This window comes from Pseudooceanicola profundi (assembly GCF_050897955.1).
Lineage (GTDB): Bacteria > Pseudomonadota > Alphaproteobacteria > Rhodobacterales > Rhodobacteraceae > Pseudooceanicola.
Window position 1 is genome coordinate 2,846,576 of sequence record NZ_JBPAXZ010000001.1, and the last position, 18,525, is coordinate 2,865,100.

General features: G+C 65.3%; 16 protein-coding genes and 2 riboswitches. Of the genes, 11 read left to right on the forward strand and 5 right to left on the reverse strand.

Annotation, left to right across the window (positions count from 1 at the left end; all coding sequences use genetic code 11):
• The first annotated feature begins 4 nt into the window (after positions 1-4).
• The 5 genes from metK (at position 5) to gltX (ending at position 5,924) form a co-directional block, all read left to right on the forward strand.
• Positions 5-1,186, forward strand: a complete 1,182-nt coding sequence (gene metK, locus ACRARG_RS14420) for a methionine adenosyltransferase (RefSeq protein ID WP_432690706.1) — start codon at positions 5-7, stop codon at positions 1,184-1,186.
• Positions 1,187-1,413: 227 nt separating this feature from the next.
• Positions 1,414-2,259 (forward strand): class I SAM-dependent methyltransferase, encoded by an 846-nt coding sequence (locus tag ACRARG_RS14425; protein ID WP_432690707.1) that lies wholly within the window; start codon positions 1,414-1,416, stop codon positions 2,257-2,259.
• A 60-nt stretch (positions 2,260-2,319) separates the two neighbouring features.
• Entirely contained in the window at positions 2,320-3,042 is a 723-nt protein-coding gene (gene trmB / locus ACRARG_RS14430; RefSeq protein WP_432690708.1) for a tRNA (guanine(46)-N(7))-methyltransferase TrmB, read from the forward strand.
• 355 nt (positions 3,043-3,397) lie between these two features.
• Positions 3,398-4,465 (forward strand): hypothetical protein, encoded by a 1,068-nt coding sequence (locus ACRARG_RS14435; protein WP_432690709.1) that lies wholly within the window; start codon positions 3,398-3,400, stop codon positions 4,463-4,465.
• A 130-nt stretch (positions 4,466-4,595) separates the two neighbouring features.
• On the forward strand, positions 4,596-5,924 hold the full coding sequence (gene gltX, locus ACRARG_RS14440) for a glutamate--tRNA ligase (protein ID WP_432690710.1): 1,329 nt from the start codon (positions 4,596-4,598) through the stop codon (positions 5,922-5,924).
• 69 nt (positions 5,925-5,993) lie between these two features.
• Here gltX and ACRARG_RS14445 read toward each other — a convergent pair whose 3' ends face one another.
• On the reverse strand, positions 5,994-6,566 hold the full coding sequence (locus tag ACRARG_RS14445; RefSeq protein ID WP_432690711.1) for a gamma-glutamylcyclotransferase family protein: 573 nt from the start codon (positions 6,564-6,566) through the stop codon (positions 5,994-5,996).
• Positions 6,567-6,672: 106 nt separating this feature from the next.
• Between ACRARG_RS14445 and ACRARG_RS14450 the strand changes: the two genes are divergently transcribed.
• The 5 genes from ACRARG_RS14450 to catC all read left to right on the forward strand — a co-directional run bounded on the left by ACRARG_RS14450 (position 6,673) and on the right by catC (position 12,291).
• A complete protein-coding gene (locus ACRARG_RS14450) occupies positions 6,673-7,137 on the forward strand; it encodes an RrF2 family transcriptional regulator (RefSeq protein WP_432690712.1) in 465 nt (154 codons plus the stop codon).
• A 35-nt stretch (positions 7,138-7,172) separates the two neighbouring features.
• Positions 7,173-7,272: riboswitch (glycine riboswitch) on the forward strand.
• 3 nt (positions 7,273-7,275) lie between these two features.
• A riboswitch (glycine riboswitch) is annotated at positions 7,276-7,337 on the forward strand.
• 69 nt (positions 7,338-7,406) lie between these two features.
• Positions 7,407-8,519, forward strand: coding sequence for a glycine cleavage system aminomethyltransferase GcvT (gcvT, locus tag ACRARG_RS14455; protein WP_432690713.1), 1,113 nt, complete (start codon positions 7,407-7,409; stop codon positions 8,517-8,519).
• Positions 8,520-8,539: 20 nt separating this feature from the next.
• The gene (gene gcvH, locus ACRARG_RS14460; RefSeq protein ID WP_432690714.1) at positions 8,540-8,899 is read left to right on the forward strand and encodes a glycine cleavage system protein GcvH; all 360 of its coding nucleotides are present in this window, start codon (positions 8,540-8,542) and stop codon (positions 8,897-8,899) included.
• 157 nt (positions 8,900-9,056) lie between these two features.
• Entirely contained in the window at positions 9,057-11,897 is a 2,841-nt protein-coding gene (gcvP, locus tag ACRARG_RS14465; protein WP_432690715.1) for an aminomethyl-transferring glycine dehydrogenase, read from the forward strand.
• Between the two features lie 118 nt (positions 11,898-12,015).
• A complete protein-coding gene (catC, locus tag ACRARG_RS14470; protein ID WP_432690716.1) occupies positions 12,016-12,291 on the forward strand; it encodes a muconolactone Delta-isomerase in 276 nt (91 codons plus the stop codon).
• Positions 12,292-12,294: 3 nt separating this feature from the next.
• Here catC and ACRARG_RS14475 read toward each other — a convergent pair whose 3' ends face one another.
• A complete protein-coding gene (locus tag ACRARG_RS14475; protein ID WP_432690717.1) occupies positions 12,295-14,823 on the reverse strand; it encodes an ABC transporter permease in 2,529 nt (842 codons plus the stop codon).
• A complete protein-coding gene (locus ACRARG_RS14480; RefSeq protein ID WP_432690718.1) occupies positions 14,820-15,515 on the reverse strand; it encodes an ABC transporter ATP-binding protein in 696 nt (231 codons plus the stop codon). Before ACRARG_RS14480 ends, ACRARG_RS14475 begins: the two co-directional genes overlap by 4 nt.
• Here ACRARG_RS14480 and ACRARG_RS14485 point away from each other — a divergent pair.
• Complete coding sequence (locus ACRARG_RS14485; RefSeq protein WP_432690719.1) at positions 15,514-16,212, forward strand: arylesterase; 699 nt, start codon at positions 15,514-15,516, stop codon at positions 16,210-16,212. The two genes, ACRARG_RS14480 and ACRARG_RS14485, sit on opposite strands and share 2 nt — an antisense overlap.
• Before the next feature lie 206 nt (positions 16,213-16,418).
• Here ACRARG_RS14485 and ACRARG_RS14490 read toward each other — a convergent pair whose 3' ends face one another.
• Together ACRARG_RS14490 and ACRARG_RS14495 are read right to left on the reverse strand one after the other, a co-directional pair.
• Positions 16,419-17,567 carry a geranylgeranyl reductase family protein gene (locus ACRARG_RS14490; RefSeq protein ID WP_432690720.1) on the reverse strand — a complete coding sequence of 383 codons (1,149 nt, stop codon included), beginning with the start codon at positions 17,565-17,567 and terminating at the stop codon, positions 16,419-16,421.
• Between the two features lie 18 nt (positions 17,568-17,585).
• Positions 17,586-18,476 carry an alpha/beta fold hydrolase gene (locus tag ACRARG_RS14495; RefSeq protein ID WP_432690721.1) on the reverse strand — a complete coding sequence of 297 codons (891 nt, stop codon included), beginning with the start codon at positions 18,474-18,476 and terminating at the stop codon, positions 17,586-17,588.
• Positions 18,477-18,525 lie beyond the last annotated feature (49 nt).

Sequence of the window (18,525 nt, forward strand, 5' to 3'; positions counted from 1 at the left end):
TTTCATGACCCGCAAGAACTACATCTTCACCTCGGAATCCGTATCCGAGGGGCATCCGGATAAGGTCTGTGACCGTATCTCGGACGCGATCCTCGATGCCCTTCTCGCCGAGGAGCCCCAAGCGCGGGTCGCCTGCGAAACATTTGCCACCACCAACCGCGTCGTCATCGGCGGGGAGGTCGGGCTGGCCGATCAGCAGAAGCTGCACGAATACATGGGCCACATGGACGATATTGTCCGCGCCTGTATCAATGACATCGGCTACGAGCAGGACAAGTTCCACCATGAGACGGTGGAGATCACCAACCTCCTGCACGAACAGTCCGCCCATATCGCCCAGGGCGTGAACGCGGCGGAAAACAAGGACGAAGGCGCCGGCGATCAGGGCATCATGTTCGGCTATGCCACGACCGAAACCGAAGACCTGATGCCCGCGCCCATCCAGTTTGCGCATAAAATGCTGCGCCGTCTGGCCGAGGTCCGCAAGAACGGGACCGAACCGACGCTGGGCCCGGATGCGAAATCTCAGGTCTCTCTGCGCTATGAAAACGGCCAGCCGGTGGAGGTCACGCAGCTGGTGCTGTCGACCCAGCACCACGACGAAAACCAGACCTCCGACGATATCCGCGAGCTGGTCATGCCCTATATCCGGGAGGTCATTCCGAATGAATGGCTGACCGCCAATACCGAATATTGGATCAACCCGACCGGCAAGTTCGTCATTGGCGGCCCCGATGGCGACGCGGGCCTGACCGGCCGCAAGATCATCGTGGACACCTATGGCGGCGCGGCCCCGCATGGCGGCGGCGCCTTCTCGGGCAAGGACCCGACCAAGGTGGACCGCTCCGCCGCCTATGCCGCGCGCTATCTGGCCAAGAACGTGGTCGCCGCGGGCATGGCCGAAAAATGCACCATCCAGCTCTCCTATGCGATCGGCATCTCCAAACCGCTTTCGATCTATGCCGACACCTACGGCACCGGCCATGTCGACGAGGCGGAGATCGAAAAGGCCGTGGCGAAGGTCATGGATCTGACCCCGCGCGGCATCCGTGAGCATCTGGAACTGAACAAGCCGATCTACCAGCGCACCGCCGCCTATGGCCATTTCGGCCGCAAGCCCGATGCGGACGGCGGCTTCTCCTGGGAAAAGACCGACCTTGTCGAGGCGCTGAAAAAGGCCGTGTGATCCGCGGTCTGGTTCACCCTTCCCCGGAACGGAAGCGGTAGTCGTCGACCCGGTCGGGGGCAGTCAACCGTCCGGGGCCAAGGGGAACGCCAGGCCCTGAAGATACCCCGGCGGCGCTCATTTGATCAGCGCATGGCCTGAATTGTCCCCGCATCGCAACCCGCACGGGTTTTGCTTTGGCCCACTGCTCATTCGCCTTAGGCTGGCACCACCGAAAGGGGACGACCATGACGACGTCCAACGACAATCAGCGGGCCTACTGGAACGAAACGCCGGGCCGGATGTGGGTGGAATTTCAGGCAGAGCTCGACCAGTTGCATGCCGAAGCGGCTGATCTGCTTCTGGCACGGGCCGCGCCCTCACCGGGCGAAAACCTGCTTGATGTCGGGTGCGGCGCCGGGGCGACAACCCTCGCGGCGGCCCGTATGGTCAGCCCCGGCGGCACGGTACTTGGCCTCGATATATCTGCGCCGCTGGTCGACCTCGCCAACGATCGGATCAAGACGGCGGCACTGCCCAACGCCACGGTCCAGCTGGCCGATGTGCAGACCGACAGGCCAGGCGCCGCGCCGTTCGACAAGGTTATCTCTCGCTTCGGAGTGATGTTCTTTGCCGATCCCGTCGCGGCCTTTGCCAATATCCGGTCGCTGACCCGTCCGGGCGCGCCGCTGGTCTTTGCCTGTTGGCAGGGGCCCGCGGACAATATGTGGTTCCGCCTGCCCATGGTCGCCGCAACCGACCGGCTGGGCCCGGCAGAGGCGACAGACCCGGACGCACCCGGCCCCATGGCTTTCCGGGACCCGGCCCGCGTGACCGGTATTCTGAGCGCGGCCGGATATTCTGATATCTCGGTGACGCCAGCCGAAATTCACCTGCATCTCGACGATCTGGAGGCGGCACTGCGCATGACCCGTCGTATCGGCCCCATGACCCGCCTCCTGCAGGAGAAATCGGCAGGCGAGGCCGATCTGGACGCCATCATGGACCGGCTGCGCAGCGATCTCATGCCCTTCGACGGGCCTTCAGGGTTTGCCATTCCCGCCGGGATCCACATTGTCCGCGCCATTGCCTGATCCGGCCAAGTCGCAGCCACAGGCTTGACGCCACGCGGCGCAGCGCTGAAAAGCCCGCGCATGACCGACAAACACCCCTCCGGCGCCCCCTGGCGCAATTTCTACGGCCGCTTCAAGGGCAAGACCCTGCGCCCCGCGCAGGAAACCTACCTTGAGGAGGACCTCGCCGGCCTCTCTCCCGGCGCCGTCGGATGGGAGGAGAACCCGGACCGGTCCCCGCTCGACCTGGCCGCGCTTTTCGGGGATCGCGACCTCTGGCTGGAGATCGGCTTTGGCGGCGGCGAACACCTCGTGCATCAGGCGGCAACGAACCCCCAGGCCGGCCTCATCGGGGCAGAACCCTATATCAACGGTGTCGCCATGCTGTTGGGCAAGATCCGCGAGGCCGGCGTGGACAATCTGCGGGTCCATCCGGGCGATGCACGCGACCTGTTTGACGTCCTGCCTGCGGCGTCTGTGTCTCGCGCCTTCCTGCTCTATCCCGATCCCTGGCCGAAGAAACGGCACCACCGCCGCCGCTTTGTCACGCCCGAACATCTGGTGCCGTTGGCCAGGGTCCTGAAGCCGGGGGCCGTCTTCCGGGTTGCCACTGATATTCCGGATTATGTGCGCCAGACCCTGCAGCAGGTGCCGCGCCACGGGTTCGACTGGCAGGCCGAATCCCCCTCCGACTGGCGCCAGCCATGGGACGACTGGCTGTCCACGCGTTATGAACAAAAGGCCCTGCGAGAGGGGCGAACGCCCCATTATCTGACCTTTCTGCGCAACGATACACCGGTCTGATTCTATGACCTGTGGCCGCTGTGGCCACGCTTTGGCCATCATTCGCATCCAATAGCCAGGCCAAGTGGATCACAGCGATTTTTGCAACGCTGTTGTTGCGATTGCGTATTCTCATGATCTGCCACAATTCGTAACCCAACGTCACCCTTGGTATTTCCGGCGATAGGCCGACGCCGCGCCGGGGAAATGTGGCAATCGGTTTCCATTCCCGAAAATAAGCGTTTGGCGGCGGGATCTCGCCTGCCGGGCTGCGATCTGTGACCCTGACTGGGACGGCAGGTCTGCCTGTCGGCGTCCGTCGCTGCGGTTTGCGACGGGCTGGTTTGTGGAAGTTTAACAAGTGGAGGAGCCCGCCATGTTCGGACTCAAAATCAAGTTGTTCCAGTCCCCGTTTCAGAACGGGGCCGACGATCATTCGACGGTTACGCTGGATCCCGAAACCCTGACCCATGACAGTGGATTGCTGGATGATATCGCCGGAAATGGCGGCGCGCTGGATCAGATCCTGAATGGCGATGACGAAGAAGACAGCAGCGAAACCTCCGGCCTCGCCGACAATCTGCTTTCCGAAGGCGGGCTGGTGGATGAGCTGGCGGGCGACGGCGGCGTGCTCGACGAATTCCTGACCGGCGACAATGAAGCAGACGGGTCAGACAATGAGGGCGCCGTCGACAATATCCTGGCCGACGGGGGGCTCGTTGACGAACTCCTTGGCGATGGCGGCACGGTGGATGACATCCTGCATGGCGACAACGACCCCGACGCCGATGCGCCCGAAAACCAGGGGCTGGTCGCGGACCTGCTGGGCCCGGACGGCACGGTGGACGAAACGCTGGGCGTCCTGACCGGCGACACCTGTGACGACGGCGACCCGGCGGGTGACGGCAGCCAGATCGGCGTGCATGTCATGGCCGAAGTGTCCGCCATGATCGGGCTGGACGGGGACCATGCCGGCCTGACCGAAGACGGCGGGCTTGTGGATGACATCGCCGGTGACGGTGGCCTGATCGACGACCTGCTCACGGGCGATGACGAGCCCGATCATTCCGAAACGGAGGGGCTGGGCGACGATCTTCTGGCCGAGGGCGGCATCCTCGACGAATTGGCCGGTGACGGCGGCATTCTGGACGAGGTGCTGACGGGCGACGATCAGCCGGACGGGTCGGAGAATGAAGGCCTGGTCGACAACCTGCTGGCCGAAGGCGGCACGCTCGACGAACTGCTGGGCGATGGCGGCACCGTCGATCACCTGCTGAACGACGACAATACGCCGGACAATTCTGACACCAGCGGCGCGGTCGAACACCTTCTGGGCGGCCTTGCCGCGGACGATTGCGACTGCGGCCCGCGTCCCGAATGGGAAGAGGACGAAGACACCAGCAATGACGGCCTTCTGGCCGAGGTTTTCGGCTCTCTCTTCTGATCCCTACGGGAGATGCCGGAAAGTCAGGGCCCGCGGTCATACCCCTTGCGGGCCCTGATCCATGACCGACCGGCGCGATGGACATTTCGCGCCACCTGTGACAAAGCGCGCGGGACTTCAGGAGCCCGCAATGACCGTCACCCGTTTTGCCCCGTCGCCCACCGGCTATATCCACATCGGCAACCTGCGCACCGCGCTCTTCAACTTCCTCATCGCCCGCAAGCAGGGCGGCACCTTCATCCTGCGGATCGACGACACCGATCCGGAGCGCTCGAAGGAGGAATATGTCGACGCGCTGAAGCAGGATCTCGACTGGCTGGGCCTGCACTGGGACCGGGTCGAACGGCAGTCTCTGCGCCTCGACCGCTATGCGGAGGCCGCGGACAAATACCGTGAGATGGGCCGGTTCTACGAGGCCTTTGAAACGCCCACCGAACTGGACCTCAAGCGCAAGAAACAGCTCAATATGGGCAAGCCGCCGGTGTATGACCGCGCCGCGCTGGCCCTGTCCGACACGGAAAAGGACAAGCTGCGGGCGGAGCGTGGCAATGGCGTGTGGCGGTTCAAGCTGGACCAGCAGCGCATCGAATGGGCCGATGGTATCCTTGGCGACATCTCCATCGACGCGGCGTCGGTGTCGGACCCGGTGCTGATCCGTGCGGATGGTCAGGTGCTCTATACGCTGGCCTCTGTCGTGGATGATACCGACATGGGCGTGACCCATGTTGTGCGCGGCTCGGACCACGTGACCAACACCGCGACCCAGATCCAGATGATCGAGGCGCTTGGTGCCACGCCGCCGGCCTTTGCCCATCACTCGCTGCTGACCGGCCCGCAGGGCGAGGCGCTGTCCAAACGTCTGGGCGTGCTCTCCCTGCGTGACCTCCGGGCGCAGGGGGTGGAGCCGATGGGGCTGCTCTCGCTGATGGCGCGTCTGGGATCGTCTCAGCCGGTGGAACTGCGCAGTTCCATCGACGAACTGATCGAAGGCTTCGATCTGAGCCATTTCGGCTCCGCCCCGACCAAGTTCGACGAAAAGGACCTCTTCCCGCTGACCGCCCGCATCCTGCAAACGCGTCCGCTGTCCGATGTACAGGGGCGTATCGCCCAGGCCGGCGTGCCCGACGATAAGGCCGAGGCGTTCTGGACCGTGGTGCGTGACAATATCACCGTGCTGGAGGAGGTCGACAGCTGGTGGGCGCTGATGCGCGACGGCGCCGAGCCGATGGTCGATCCCGAGGATGCCGATTTCATCCGTCAGGCCATGCCGCTGCTGCCCGAAGGCCCGCTTGATACGGAAAGCTGGGGTAAATGGACCGCCGAGGTGAAAGAGAAGACCGGCCGCAAGGGCAAGGGTCTCTTCATGCCTCTGCGCAAGGCCGTCACGGGGCAGGAGAGGGGGCCGGACATGTCCGCCCTGCTGCCGCTGATGCAGGTGATCCGCGCGCGCAGCTTCTGAGCCGGACCGGGCCGCATCGGGGGCCAGATCGGGCGCCGGGGCCGATTTCAGGCCCCGGGCACCCCTGCTTCACCCGTCGGTGAAACGCACGCCCAGCCGGTCGAGCTGCGCATCGACAAACGCGGTTTCTTTTGCCGTCAGCACCTGTTTGCGCGGGTAGCGCGGCGCGGCCCTGTCATCCAGCACCGGCGTCACGTCCCATCCGGCCGTGGTGTCAAAGAAATGCTGCCCGCCGTCCTCTCCGAAGACCTGCAGATATCCCTGAACGCAGACGTCGAGGTAACTCAGCAGGATGGACCGCGCGCCATCCGCCGGTCCGTGCTTGTCGACCGGAATGTGATAGACCGCAATGTCCCCCGCATCCTCTGCGGAATGGGAAATGCCGGTATTAACCGGCACGCGGTCATAGCCTTCTTCGCGCGCATCCAGCGCAATCCAGTCGGCATTCGGAACGGCTGCGATTAAACCATTTATATATACGCCATCGTATGGTTCGGCAGTCAGAAAAGCCATTTCGCGAAAGGGCGTATGCCGCCAGACGCGCCGCCAACCGTCAAGACGGGCCGGGAAATGGCGCGAATAGACATGTGTCGCCGTGTTCACAAGGCTTCCATAGCCAAAGAAATAAGGGTCATACGGCATCGGTACTCTCCCTATGTATATATGCGCAATTCATGTTTTGCATTGATGTATACATGCTGTAAGTTGCGCCCCGGGTAAGGAATCTAATGGAAATGGGAGCGAGGAGATGCGCTTAACCAAACGGGCAGATCTGTCCATGCGGGTCCTCATGTATTGCGGCGTCAATGACGGTCAACTTGTCACGAAATCGCATATCGCAGAGGCATGCAATACGTCAGAGAACCATCTGGCACAGGTTGTGAACCGTCTGGCGCAACTGGGCTTTCTTCATACGCAGCGGGGACGGAACGGTGGCCTCAGATTGTCCCGTCCGATGCAGGAGATCAAGGTGGGTGAGGTCTTCCGCACGATGGAGGAAGGCGTGCCTGTCACCGAATGCTTCGATGAGAACGACAATACCTGTCCTCTCTATGATACCTGCAAGCTGCGGGATGCGATCGCTCATGCGATGGACACCTTCTATCTGACGCTGGGCGAAGTCGCCCTCTCGGACCTCGTCTGCGGAAATAACGGGCTTATGGCCATGCTCACACGGCCTGTGGGCTGCAATGGGGCCCGGGCCACCGCCTGACCCTTGCGTGGGCCCGCGGCCCGCGCTATGCACATCGTACCGCAGCAGGGAGAACCGGCGCGCCCAAGTGGCAAAGCCGGTGCCGAAGGAGCAACCGCCCCGGAAACTCTCAGGCCCGAGGACCTCTGCGGTACGAGACTCTGGAGAGTGGCGCATCCGCGCCCGCCGAAGGGATAGCGATCTCAGGCACAAGGACAGAGGGGGCATCGCGGCGCGGATGGCGCGCCAGCCGATGCCCGGTCTTTTCCAGCCGGGCCGAAAGGACGGGAATGGACGAGACGCTGCAATCACTTCCGTTGCATGACCTGCATGTCGAGCTGGGCGGCAAGATGGTGCCCTTTGCGGGCTATGAAATGCCCGTGCAATACGCCCCCGGCGTGATGAAGGAACATCTGCACACCCGCGCCGCCGCCGGTCTCTTCGATGTCTCGCACATGGGGCAGGTGATCCTGCATGGCGACGCCGCCCGGGCCTTTGAGGCGCTGATGCCTGTCGACGTGCTGGGCCTCAGGGAAGGCCGCCAGCGCTACGGCCTGCTGACCAACGATCAGGGCGGCATCCTCGACGATCTGATGTTTGCCAACCGCGGCGATCACCTGTTTGTCGTCGTCAATGCCGCCTGCAAGGCCGACGATATTGCCCATATGCGCGCCGCCATGCCCGGCGTGGAGGTAGAGGAGATCACCGACCGCGCCCTCCTCGCCCTGCAGGGGCCGGGGGCAGAGGCCGCGCTGGCCAAGCTCAACCCCGATGTCGCCGCGATGACCTTCATGGATGTCCGGACCCTGCCCCTGCTGGGGGCCGAGTGCTGGATCTCCCGCTCCGGCTACACCGGCGAGGACGGCTATGAAATCTCCGTCCCCGTCAGCGCCGCCGGGGATCTCGCCCGCGCGCTGCTGGCCGATGACACTGTCCTGCCCATCGGCCTTGGCGCCCGCGACAGCCTGCGGCTGGAGGCCGGGCTCTGCCTCTATGGCCATGACATCGACACATCGACCTCCCCGGTGGAGGCCGCGCTGACCTGGGCCATCCAGAAGGTTCGCCGCCCCGGCGGCGACCGCGCCGGTGGCTACCCCGGCGCCGCCCGGATCGAGGCAGAGCTGAAAGACGGGCCGAAACGCCGCCGCACCGGGCTGAAACCGCAGGGCCGTGCGCCCATGCGCGAAGGCGTGCCGCTTTTCGCCACCGACGACAGCACCGCACAGATCGGCGCCATCACATCCGGCGCTTTCGGGCCGACCGTGCAGGGGCCCGTCGCCATGGGCTATGTCCCCGTTGACATGGCCGCGCCCGGCTCCACTCTGTCTGCGGAGCTCAGGGGGAAGCGCGCCGCGATCGACACCGCGCCGCTGCCCTTCACCCCCGCCAATTTCAAACGCTGACCGTCCAGGGGACCACATAAATGAAATTCACCGAAGAACACGAATGGCTGCGCGAAGAGGGCGACGAGATTGTCGTCGGCATCACCGAACACGCGGCCGAACAGCTGGGCGACATTGTCTTTGTCGAACTGCCCGAGGTCGGCACCGAAGTCTCCAAGGACGACGAATGTGTGGTCATCGAATCGGTCAAGGCCGCCTCCGACATCCTCTCGCCGCTGGACGGTGAGATCACCGAGGTGAACGAGGCGCTGGTCGACGATCCGGGCAAGATCAACGACGACCCGCTGGGCGATGCCTGGTTCTTCAAGATCAAGCCCTCGGACAAGTCCCAGATGGACGACTACATGACCGAGTCCGAATATCAGGACATGATCTCCTGATGCCGTAGGGGCGATGCGCGCTGCGGGTCGCCCTTACAAAAACTCGCGCAGGCGACCGGGCGCCACCCCGGGGCAGGGGCGCCGGACCAGAGTTCCGCCAATCACGACCGACCCCGCCCGAACCGCTTGCCCAACCGCCTGACCGGAAAGACCCGAGATGACCTTCACCCCGACCGATTACGACGCCTATGATTTCGCCAACCGCCGTCACATCGGCCCCTCTCCGGCAGAGATGGCGGATATGCTGGCGACCATCGGCGCGGAGAGCCTCGATGATCTGATCGACCAGACCATCCCGAAGTCCATCCGTCAGGCAGAGCCGCTCGATTTCGGCAAACCCCTGTCGGAGTCAGAGCTGCTGGCCCATATGCGCAAGGTGGCGGACAAGAACAAAGTCCTGACCTCGCTCATCGGTCAGGGCTACCACAACACCATCACGCCCCCCGCGATCAAACGGAACATCTTTGAAAACCCGGCCTGGTACACGGCCTACACGCCCTACCAGCCCGAGATCTCCCAGGGCCGGCTTGAGGCGCTGCTGAACTACCAGACGATGATCTGCGACCTGACCGGGCTCGACATCGCCAATGCCTCCCTGCTCGACGAATCCACCGCCGCGGCGGAGGCGATGACCATGGCGCAACGCGCCGCTAAATCCAAATCCATGACCTTCTTTGTCGATGAGGCCCTGCATCCGCAGAATATCGACGTCATCCGCACCCGCGCCGAACCGCTGGGGATCGAGGTCATCACCGGCCGCCCCTCCGACCTCGACGCCGACAAGGTCTTCGGCGCGATCTTCCAGTACCCCGGCACCAATGGCGTGCTGCGCGATTTCACCCCGCAGATGGAGGCGCTGCATGCCGCCAAGGCGCTTGGCATCGTGATCGCCGACCCGATGGCGCTCTGCCTGCTGAAGGAACCCGGTGCCATGGGCGCCGATATCGCCGTCGGCTCCACCCAGCGGTTTGGCGTGCCGCTGGGCTACGGCGGCCCCCATGCCGCCTATATGGCCTGCAAGGACGCGCTGAAACGGTCGATGCCCGGCCGCATCGTCGGCGTGTCGATCGACGCGCGCGGCAACCGCGCCTATCGCCTGTCGCTGCAAACGCGCGAACAGCATATCCGCCGCGAAAAGGCGACCTCCAACGTCTGCACCGCACAGGCGCTGCTGGCCGTCATGGCGTCGATGTACGCAGTCTTCCACGGGCCCAACGGGCTCAAGGCCATCGCCCAGGGCATTCACGCCCGCACCGTCACCATGGCGGAGGGGCTGCGCCAGGCGGGCTTTGACGTCTTCCCGAAAAAGGTCTTCGACACGATCACGGTGGAGGTCGGCCCCTTCCAGGGCGCCATCCTGAAATCCGCGGTGGAGGAGGGGCTGAACCTCCGCCGCGTCGGTGACACCCGCATCGGCATCGCCATGGATGAAACCACAACCGGGGAGACCATCGCCGCCGTCTGGCGCGCCTTCGGCCTCACCGCCCCGGTCCCCGAAACACCGGCCTATGACCTGCCGGAAAAGCTCATCCGCGAGACGCCCTACCTCACCCATGAGATCTTCCACATGAACCGGGCAGAGACAGAGATGATGCGCTACATGCGCCGCCTGTCGGACCGCGACCTCGCGCTCGACCGCGCCATGATTCCGCTGGGCTCCTGCACAATGAAGCTGAACGCGGCGGCAGAGATGATCCCGGTCTCCTGGGATGCCTATAACTCGCTGCACCCCTTCTGCCCGCCCGATCAGGCCGAAGGCTATACCCAGCTCATCACCGATCTTTCGGCCAAGCTCTGCGCGATTACCGGCTATGCCGCCTTCTCCATGCAGCCCAATTCCGGCGCGCAGGGCGAATATGCCGGCCTGCTGACGATCCGCAATTACCACGTGGCCAATGGCGAGGGGCACCGCAATGTCTGCCTCATCCCCATGTCGGCCCATGGAACCAACCCCGCCTCGGCTCAGATGGTCGGCTGGAAGGTCGTGCCGATCAAATCGGCGGCCAACGGCGATGTCGACCTGCAGGATTTCGCCTCCAAGGCCCATGAACATGCCGACCAGTTGGCGGCGGCCATGATCACCTACCCCTCCACCCATGGCGTGTTCGAGGAGACGGTGAAGGAAGTCTGCAAGATCGTGCATGACCACGGCGGACAGGTCTATATCGACGGGGCGAACATGAACGCCATGGTGGGCCTGTCGCGGCCTGGCGATCTCGGCGGCGACGTCTCCCACCTGAACCTGCACAAGACATTCTGCATCCCGCATGGCGGTGGCGGCCCGGGCATGGGCCCGATTGGCGTGAAGCATCACCTCGTGCCGCACCTACCCGGCCACCCCGCGCAAGACGGCACTGGCGCCGTCTCCGCCGCGCCCTATGGCTCGCCCTCGATCCTGCCGATCTCCTGGGCCTATTGCCTGATGATGGGCGGGGAGGGGCTGACCCAGGCCACCCGCGTCGCCATCCTCAACGCCAACTATATCGCGGCGCGGCTGAAGGGCGCCTATGATATCCTCTACAAGGGGCCGCAGGGCCGGGTGGCGCATGAATGCATCCTCGACACCCGCCCCTTTGCGGATCATGGCGTGACCGTGGACGACATCGCCAAGCGCCTCGTCGACTGTGGCTTCCACGCCCCCACCATGAGCTGGCCCATCGCCGGCACCCTCATGGTGGAGCCCACGGAATCCGAGACCAAGGCCGAGCTCGACCGCTTCTGCGATGCCATGCTCGCCATCCGGGAGGAGATCGCCGATGTCGAATCCGGCAAGCTGAACCATGAGCAGAGCCCGCTGGCCCACGCCCCCCACACGGTCGAGGACCTCGTCGGCGACTGGGACCGCGCCTATTCCCGCGAACAGGGGTGCTTCCCGCCCGGCGCCTTCCGCGTCGACAAATACTGGCCGCCGGTCAACCGCGTCGACAATGCCTGGGGCGACCGCAACCTGACCTGCACCTGCCCGCCGATGTCAGACTATGCCGAGGCGGCGGAATAACCTCCCGCGTCCCGCGACCCTGAGGGCGGGCCGGTGAGTACTTCTGGAAAGATGAAGCAGGGGGTTGCGCGCCTGCCTGAACGGTCCCACCCTGACTGGGCAGACTGAGGAGGCCGCAATGCTTTACATGGTGCGTATGGATGTGACCGTTCCGACCTACATTCCCGCCGCCGAATTTGAGGAGATCAAGGCGCGGGAAAAGGCCTATGCGCAGGATCTGCAGCGGCAGGGCAAATGGGTAGGGCTCTGGCGGATCGTGGGGGAATACGCGAATTATTCGCTCTTTGACGTGGGCTCCAACGATGAGCTGCAGGAGATCTTGCAGAACCTGCCGCTCTTTCCCTTCATGAGTTGTGAGGTCACGCCGCTGGCGCGTCACCCTTCGGCGATCTGAGGCTCAGTCCTGCGCCCTGAGCACCCGCGCGGGCCGGGCCGCCAGCGGGCGCCAGGCAAAGGCCAGCCCGGCCGCCAGATTGGCGATCAGCCCGCCCAGCACGATGCCGATGGCGGAGGGCCAGATCACGGCAAAGTCGCCCTCCATCACGAAATGCACCACCGCCCAGGACCCGGCGATCCCTGCGGCGAGCGCCACCAGCCCGGCACCCGCGCCCATCAGTGCCGATCTGAGCGCGAGGCTCGTCAGGATGCGGCCCCGAGTGGCGCCGAGGGTCTTGAGCACCGCCGCCTCCCAGACCCGCTCCCGCTCGCCCGAAAGCGCCGCGCCGATCAGCACGAGGAACCCCGTGAGCAAGGTCGCCCCCGCGCCCCAGGAGGTGGCCGAGGCGATGCCGCCCAGAAGCAGCGCCACCTGATCGATCGCATCCCGCACCCGGATCGCCGTGACATTGGGAAAGGCGCGGCCCACATCACGCAGGATCGCGGCCTCCGCCGGTTCCTCGGCATAGACCGTGGCGATGAAACTATGCGGCGCGCCCGAGAGCGCGGTTTCGTTCATCGCCATGATAAAGCCCATGCCGGCGGTGGAAAAATCGACCTCCCGGAAGCTGGTGACCGTCCCGGTGATGTCCCGCCCGAGGATATTGACGGTCATCTCATCACCCAGCTGGATCCCCATCTCCCCCGCCTCTTCGGCGGCGAGCGAGATCTGTGGCGGCCCGTCATAGCCCTCGCCCCACCAGATGCCGTCGGTGATCTTGGTGCCCTTGGGTTGGGTGCCGGCATAGGTCACGCCCCGGTCGCCGCGCAGCACCCAGTGATCGCCCGCCACCTCATTCGCCGGGCGGCCATTGATCTGTGTGATGATGCCCCGCAGCATCGGCGCGTGATCCACCCGGGACACGGCCGGATCATGCTCCACCCGGTCCAGAAACCCGTCGATCTGGTCGCGCTGGATATCGACAAAGAAGAACGAGGGCGCCCGGTCCGGCAGTTCTCGTGTGATGGCGCCGCGCAGGTTGCCGTCGATCTGGCCCACGGCGGCCAGCACCGACAGGCCCAGCCCCAGCGACAGGACAACCGGCAGCGCCTCGCTCCGTGGTCCGCCCACAGCCGAGAGCGCCCATCGGAGCGCGGCGCGCCCGCGCGCGACCCTCTGCCCCCGCCGCGCGATCCACTTCAGCCCGAGCCCCGCCAGCGTCAGCAGGAAGAGCGCGAAAGCGATCCCCCCGGCGGTCCAGAGCGTCAGCTCCCACGTGCCGGAAAACACCGCCGCCGCGCCGACCAGAACCGCCAGCAGCCCCGCGATGACCGCCAGAAACGGCCAGCGGGGCAGGGCGCGGCCCGCGCCAAGCGCATCGCGGAAGAGGGTGGCGGCGCGGATCTCCTCCGTCCGGGCGAGCGGCCAGAGCGTGAAGATCAGCGCCGTCATCAGCCCGTAGAACGCAGCCTCTGCCAGCGTGCCGGGGAAGAGGCCGAACCGCGCCGGCACCGGCAGCTGGTCGGCGATCAGCGGGGCAAAGCCCAGCGGCACCAGCGTGCCCAGCACTAGCCCCAGCAGGATGCCCACAACCGCCAAAGCGCCGATCTGCAGGAAATAGGTCAGGAAGATCACCCGCCGGGTCGCGCCCAGCGTCCGCAGCGTCGCGATCACCCCGGTCTTGCGCGCCAGATAGGCCCGCACCGCCGCAGAGACCCCGACGCCCCCGACGGCCAGCCCCGACAGCCCCACCAGCACCAGAAACGCCCCCAGCCGGTCGACGAACCGCGCCACGCCGGGCGCGCCGTTGCGCGCATCGCGCCAGCGCAGCCCGCTGTCGGCAAACCGGTCCTCGGCCGCGGCCTTGACCGTATCAAGCGGCGCCGTTTCCGGCAGGATCATCCGGTAATGGCTCTCGAATAATGTGCCGGGCTCCAGCAGCCCCGCACCCTCCAGATCGGCCCGCCTCACGATCAGACGGGGGCCGAGGCCAAAGCCCTGCGTGGCACTGTCTGGCTCCCGCTCCAGAATGCCGCCCAGCTTGTAGGCTTTCGCGCCGAGCGTCAGATCGTCGCCCACCGACAGACCCAGCCGGTCGGTCAGCAGCGCCTCTGCCACCACGCAGGGCATGTCGGGATCACAGGCCAGCGCCGCTGACAAGGTGCCGCCGGAGGCCAGCTCCACCGACCCCACCAGCGGATAGAGGTCATCCACCGCCTTGACCTGCGTCAGGGCCCGGTCGTCGCCCACCACGGCCATGGACCGGAAATCGGCGATTTCGGAGACCTGCGCGGCCGTCTCCGCCAGCCAGCCGCGCTCCTCTTCTGTCGCGAACCGGTAGGTGAACGACACCTCCGCATCGCCGCCCAGCAGCGCCGCCCCTTCCTCCGACAAACCGGCCTCTATCGCAGACCGGACTGTCCCGACTCCGGCGATGGCGGCCACGCCAAGCGCCAGACAGGCCAGCAGGATGCGGAACCCCGACAACCCGCCGCGCAGCTCGCGGCTGGCAAAACGGGCCGCCAGCCTCACATCGGACGAAAAACTCACGCCGGAACCCCGCCCGCGTGTGACATATCCAGCACACCGTCGCGCAGCCGGATCACCCGGTCGCAGCGGTCCGCCAGTTCCGGCGCATGGGTCACCAGCACCAGCGTCGACCCGTGCCGGTCCCGCAGACCAAAGAGCAGGTCCATGATCGCCGCGCCATTGGGCCCGTCGAGATTGCCCGTCGGCTCATCCGCCAGCAGGATATCGGGCCGCGGGGCGGAGGCGCGTGCCAGCGCCACCCGCTGCTGTTCACCGCCCGACATCTGCGCCGGGTAATGGCCCGCGCGGGCGGCAAGGCCAACGGCGGCCAGCTCTGCCTCCGCCCGGTCAAAGGCATCGGCGACACCGGCCAGTTCCAGCGGCGTCGCGACATTTTCCAGGGCCGTCATCGTCGGAATAAGGTGGAAGGATTGGAAAACCACCCCCATATGATCCCTGCGGAACCGCGCCAGCGCATCCTCTGACATCGCCGTCAGATCCTGGCCAAGCGCCGCGATCTGCCCCCCGGTGGCGCGTTCCAGCCCACCCATGAGCATCAGGAGCGACGACTTGCCCGACCCAGACGGCCCGATGAGCCCCAGCGTCTCCCCCCGTTCGACCGACAGGGTGATCCCCCGCAGGATCTCCACCGGCCCGGCATTTCCATCGAGGGTCAGCCGCGCATCGGTGAGGGAAAGAACAGGGTCGGTCATGAAACATCTCTCTGCATTGCGGCACCTTCGGTCATATGGGCCCTCACACCTGACCCGCAAGGCGATCACGCTGATTTTCCTGACTTTGATGGCGGTTCCGGCCATGGCTCAGGACATGCGCATTCTGGCCCTCGGCGACAGCCTGACCCAGGGCTACGGCCTGCCCGATGGCGAAGGCTTCGTGCCGCAGCTGGAGCGCTGGCTGGCCGCACATGGCCATGAGGCCAAGGTGGTGAACGGCGGTGTGTCGGGCGACACGACAAGGGGCGGCCTGTCGCGGGTGGAATGGTCGCTGGCCGATGATATCGACGCGATGATCGTCACTTTGGGCGGCAATGACATCCTGCGCGGCCTCGACCCGGCAGAGACGCGCAAGAACCTCTCCGGCATTCTGGAGGCCGGCAAGGCCGCGGGTGTCGAGATGCTGCTGATCGGCCTGCCTGCCTCCGGTAATTACGGGGCGGAGTACAAGCAGAGCTTCGACGCCAATTACCCGGACCTGGCCGAAGAGTACGGCACGCTCTACGAGCCCAGTTTCTTTACCGGCCTGACGGGCGGCGACCCCGATCCGTCGAAATACCTGAAATACATGCAGGGCGACGGCATCCACCCCAATGCCGAGGGCGTGAAGCTGATCGTGGATCAGATCGGCCCGAGGGTGGTGGAGCTGATGGAGCGGGCAAAGGGCGGGGCCTGATCCTACCGCCACTATCGCGGCAAACGCGCCTGCTGTGGTCGGGGAGAAGGGCAGAGGCTGTCCGATACGCCAGAGGCGTGCCAATTTTGAAGGGCGCACCTGCGGTGCGACGGGGCGGACACCCGCTACCCGGCGTACCACCGGGCCGGTCTTTTGATCGGCCGTGGCCGCTTCATGAGCCAGCTTTGGTCTCCGGCACGCGAGCTCTACCGCCCCGTCACCGTCCGCATCACGAACCGTGGCACCTTGCGGAAGGTCGCCGCCGCCAGCTCTCCATATTCGATCTCCCCGGCCATCAGCCGGAAATACTGGTGGCGCAGCGTGCCCGACCCGCGGAACGCCCGCACGAAGGTCTTGCGGAACGCCTTGTGAAAGATGATCTGCCGGATCCAGCGCGCATGATACATCGCCGTGTGAATGGGCCGCAGCTTCTGCCGGTAGAGCGTCAGGGCACGTGGCGGATGATTGGCGGCAATCGCCTCCACCGCCGCCTCTGCGGCGAGAGCCCCGGATTTCATCGCATAGGCGATCCCCTCGCCGGTGATCGGATCGACCAGCCCCGCCGCATCCCCGGCCAGCAGCACGTTCAGCCGCCCCGGTTTGCGCCGCACATCGCCAAAGGGCAGGAACTGGCCCTTCACGCGATACTCGTCACCCAGCCCGAACTCCGCCATATAGGCCGCCATCCCGGCCTTCATATCCGGGTTCCGCCGGTGCACCCCGCCGATCCCGATAGTGGCCGAGCCCTCCTTGGGGAAGTTCCAGCCATAGCCCCATTCCGCCGCCCCGAAATCGATCCGCACCGGCGCGTCGGGGTCGGGCACCGGCCCCTCGATCTCCAGCCCGAAGCCGATCGTGTCATGGTTGAAGGCCTGGCCGTAAAGGCTCCGCGCGACCTGCGAATTCACCCCGTCCGCCCCGATCAGCACGCCATAGCCCAGCGACCGCCCGTCGGTCAGAACAACGCGGTTCTCCTCCGCCACGACCTCCGCCAACCCGGTGCCGGTCAGATCCGCCGCACCGGAGGCCAGCGCATGCGCCACCATCGACGCATCCAGATCCCGCCGCATCGTCATGTGGATATCAGGGATCGGGTCCAGTCGCCCGATCCGCTCACCATAGGCGTGAAACTCCACCGCCCGCTTGGTCAGGATGATCTCCGGCGCAATCGGCGCCCCGAAAATCTCCTGATAATAGCGGTAGCTGCGCCCGGTGAACCCGCCACCACAGAGCTTTTCGCGCGGAAACCGGTGCCGGTCGACCAAAGCCACCCGCAGCCCCGCCCGCGCCGCCACATGCGCCGCAGCGCCGCCTGCCGGGCCGCCGCCGACAACGATTACGTCGTAATATTCCATGCCTGCCTGCATAAGCGATCAGCCCCGGCCCGCAAGCCCGAAGAAGGTCCGGATATCGTCCCAGAGCCCCGGATCGGTGACGAACAGCAGATGCCCCTGGCCGGGATAGCTGTGAAACTCATCCGCATGGATCCGGGCGGCAAAACGCTTCGTCCGCGCCTCGGAAAAGATCGAATCCTCCGTGCCGTGGAAAAACCCGATATGGACGCCCTTCAGCTCCTCCGGCCGCTTCAGAACCCAGGTCATCAGGTCAGAGGTATGCGCCAGCGTCATCTTGTTCGGCGGCTTCACGATATGGCCCCGTTGCAGCGCAGCCAGCTGACGCGACCGTTCTGCCAGCTCCGCCTCTGTGAAATGCTTCCGACCATAAAGCAGGGTGCGATAATTCTCGATCAGCGTCTCGTCCACGCCGCCGCCATGCTGCCGGATCATCGCCTTGAGCATGTCGACAACCCCCTCCGCCGTGGCGATCAGCGCCGCCGGTGCATCGCTGGCCGTGGACAGCAGCGCCACGTCCACATCGGGCGCTTTCATCCGCCGCGCGGCCTCAAGTGCGATCGGGCCGCCGGTCGAATAGCCGATCAGATGCACCTTCGGGATACCCAGCCGGTTCAGCGCCTCTGCGATGATCTCTCCTGACCCTTCGATATCGATCCGGTGGTCCAGCGGCAGCCCGTCCACACCGGGATAGCGATAGGCGATGAAGGTGCCATGCGGCAGGGTCCAGTCAAAAACCGCATCGTACACGCCGACAGAGGATAGCGCGCCGGGGATGACCACAACCGCCTCCTTCACGCCTTTGACGGCGCGCCCGTCATGCAACAGGGGCGTTTCGGCCGCCTCATCAGGCGGGGGCAGGGCAGAGCAGGCCGCAAGGACCAGACAAACGAGAGGCAGGAAAAGGCGCATCAGAACCGAACAGGAGCTTTGAACAAATCATAATCGGGACGGGCTGATT

Coding starts and splice junctions, on each gene's coding strand:
- metK (WP_432690706.1), top strand. CDS start 5: ATGACCCGCAAGAACTACATCTTCACCTCGGAATCCGTATCCGAGGGG.
- ACRARG_RS14425 (WP_432690707.1), top strand. CDS start 1,414: ATGACGACGTCCAACGACAATCAGCGGGCCTACTGGAACGAAACGCCG.
- trmB (WP_432690708.1), top strand. CDS start 2,320: ATGACCGACAAACACCCCTCCGGCGCCCCCTGGCGCAATTTCTACGGC.
- ACRARG_RS14435 (WP_432690709.1), top strand. CDS start 3,398: ATGTTCGGACTCAAAATCAAGTTGTTCCAGTCCCCGTTTCAGAACGGG.
- gltX (WP_432690710.1), top strand. CDS start 4,596: ATGACCGTCACCCGTTTTGCCCCGTCGCCCACCGGCTATATCCACATC.
- ACRARG_RS14445 (WP_432690711.1), bottom strand. CDS start 6,566: ATGCCGTATGACCCTTATTTCTTTGGCTATGGAAGCCTTGTGAACACG.
- ACRARG_RS14450 (WP_432690712.1), top strand. CDS start 6,673: ATGCGCTTAACCAAACGGGCAGATCTGTCCATGCGGGTCCTCATGTAT.
- gcvT (WP_432690713.1), top strand. CDS start 7,407: ATGGACGAGACGCTGCAATCACTTCCGTTGCATGACCTGCATGTCGAG.
- gcvH (WP_432690714.1), top strand. CDS start 8,540: ATGAAATTCACCGAAGAACACGAATGGCTGCGCGAAGAGGGCGACGAG.
- gcvP (WP_432690715.1), top strand. CDS start 9,057: ATGACCTTCACCCCGACCGATTACGACGCCTATGATTTCGCCAACCGC.
- catC (WP_432690716.1), top strand. CDS start 12,016: ATGCTTTACATGGTGCGTATGGATGTGACCGTTCCGACCTACATTCCC.
- ACRARG_RS14485 (WP_432690719.1), top strand. CDS start 15,514: ATGAAACATCTCTCTGCATTGCGGCACCTTCGGTCATATGGGCCCTCA.
- ACRARG_RS14480 (WP_432690718.1), bottom strand. CDS start 15,515: ATGACCGACCCTGTTCTTTCCCTCACCGATGCGCGGCTGACCCTCGAT.
- ACRARG_RS14490 (WP_432690720.1), bottom strand. CDS start 17,567: ATGGAATATTACGACGTAATCGTTGTCGGCGGCGGCCCGGCAGGCGGC.
- ACRARG_RS14495 (WP_432690721.1), bottom strand. CDS start 18,476: ATGCGCCTTTTCCTGCCTCTCGTTTGTCTGGTCCTTGCGGCCTGCTCT.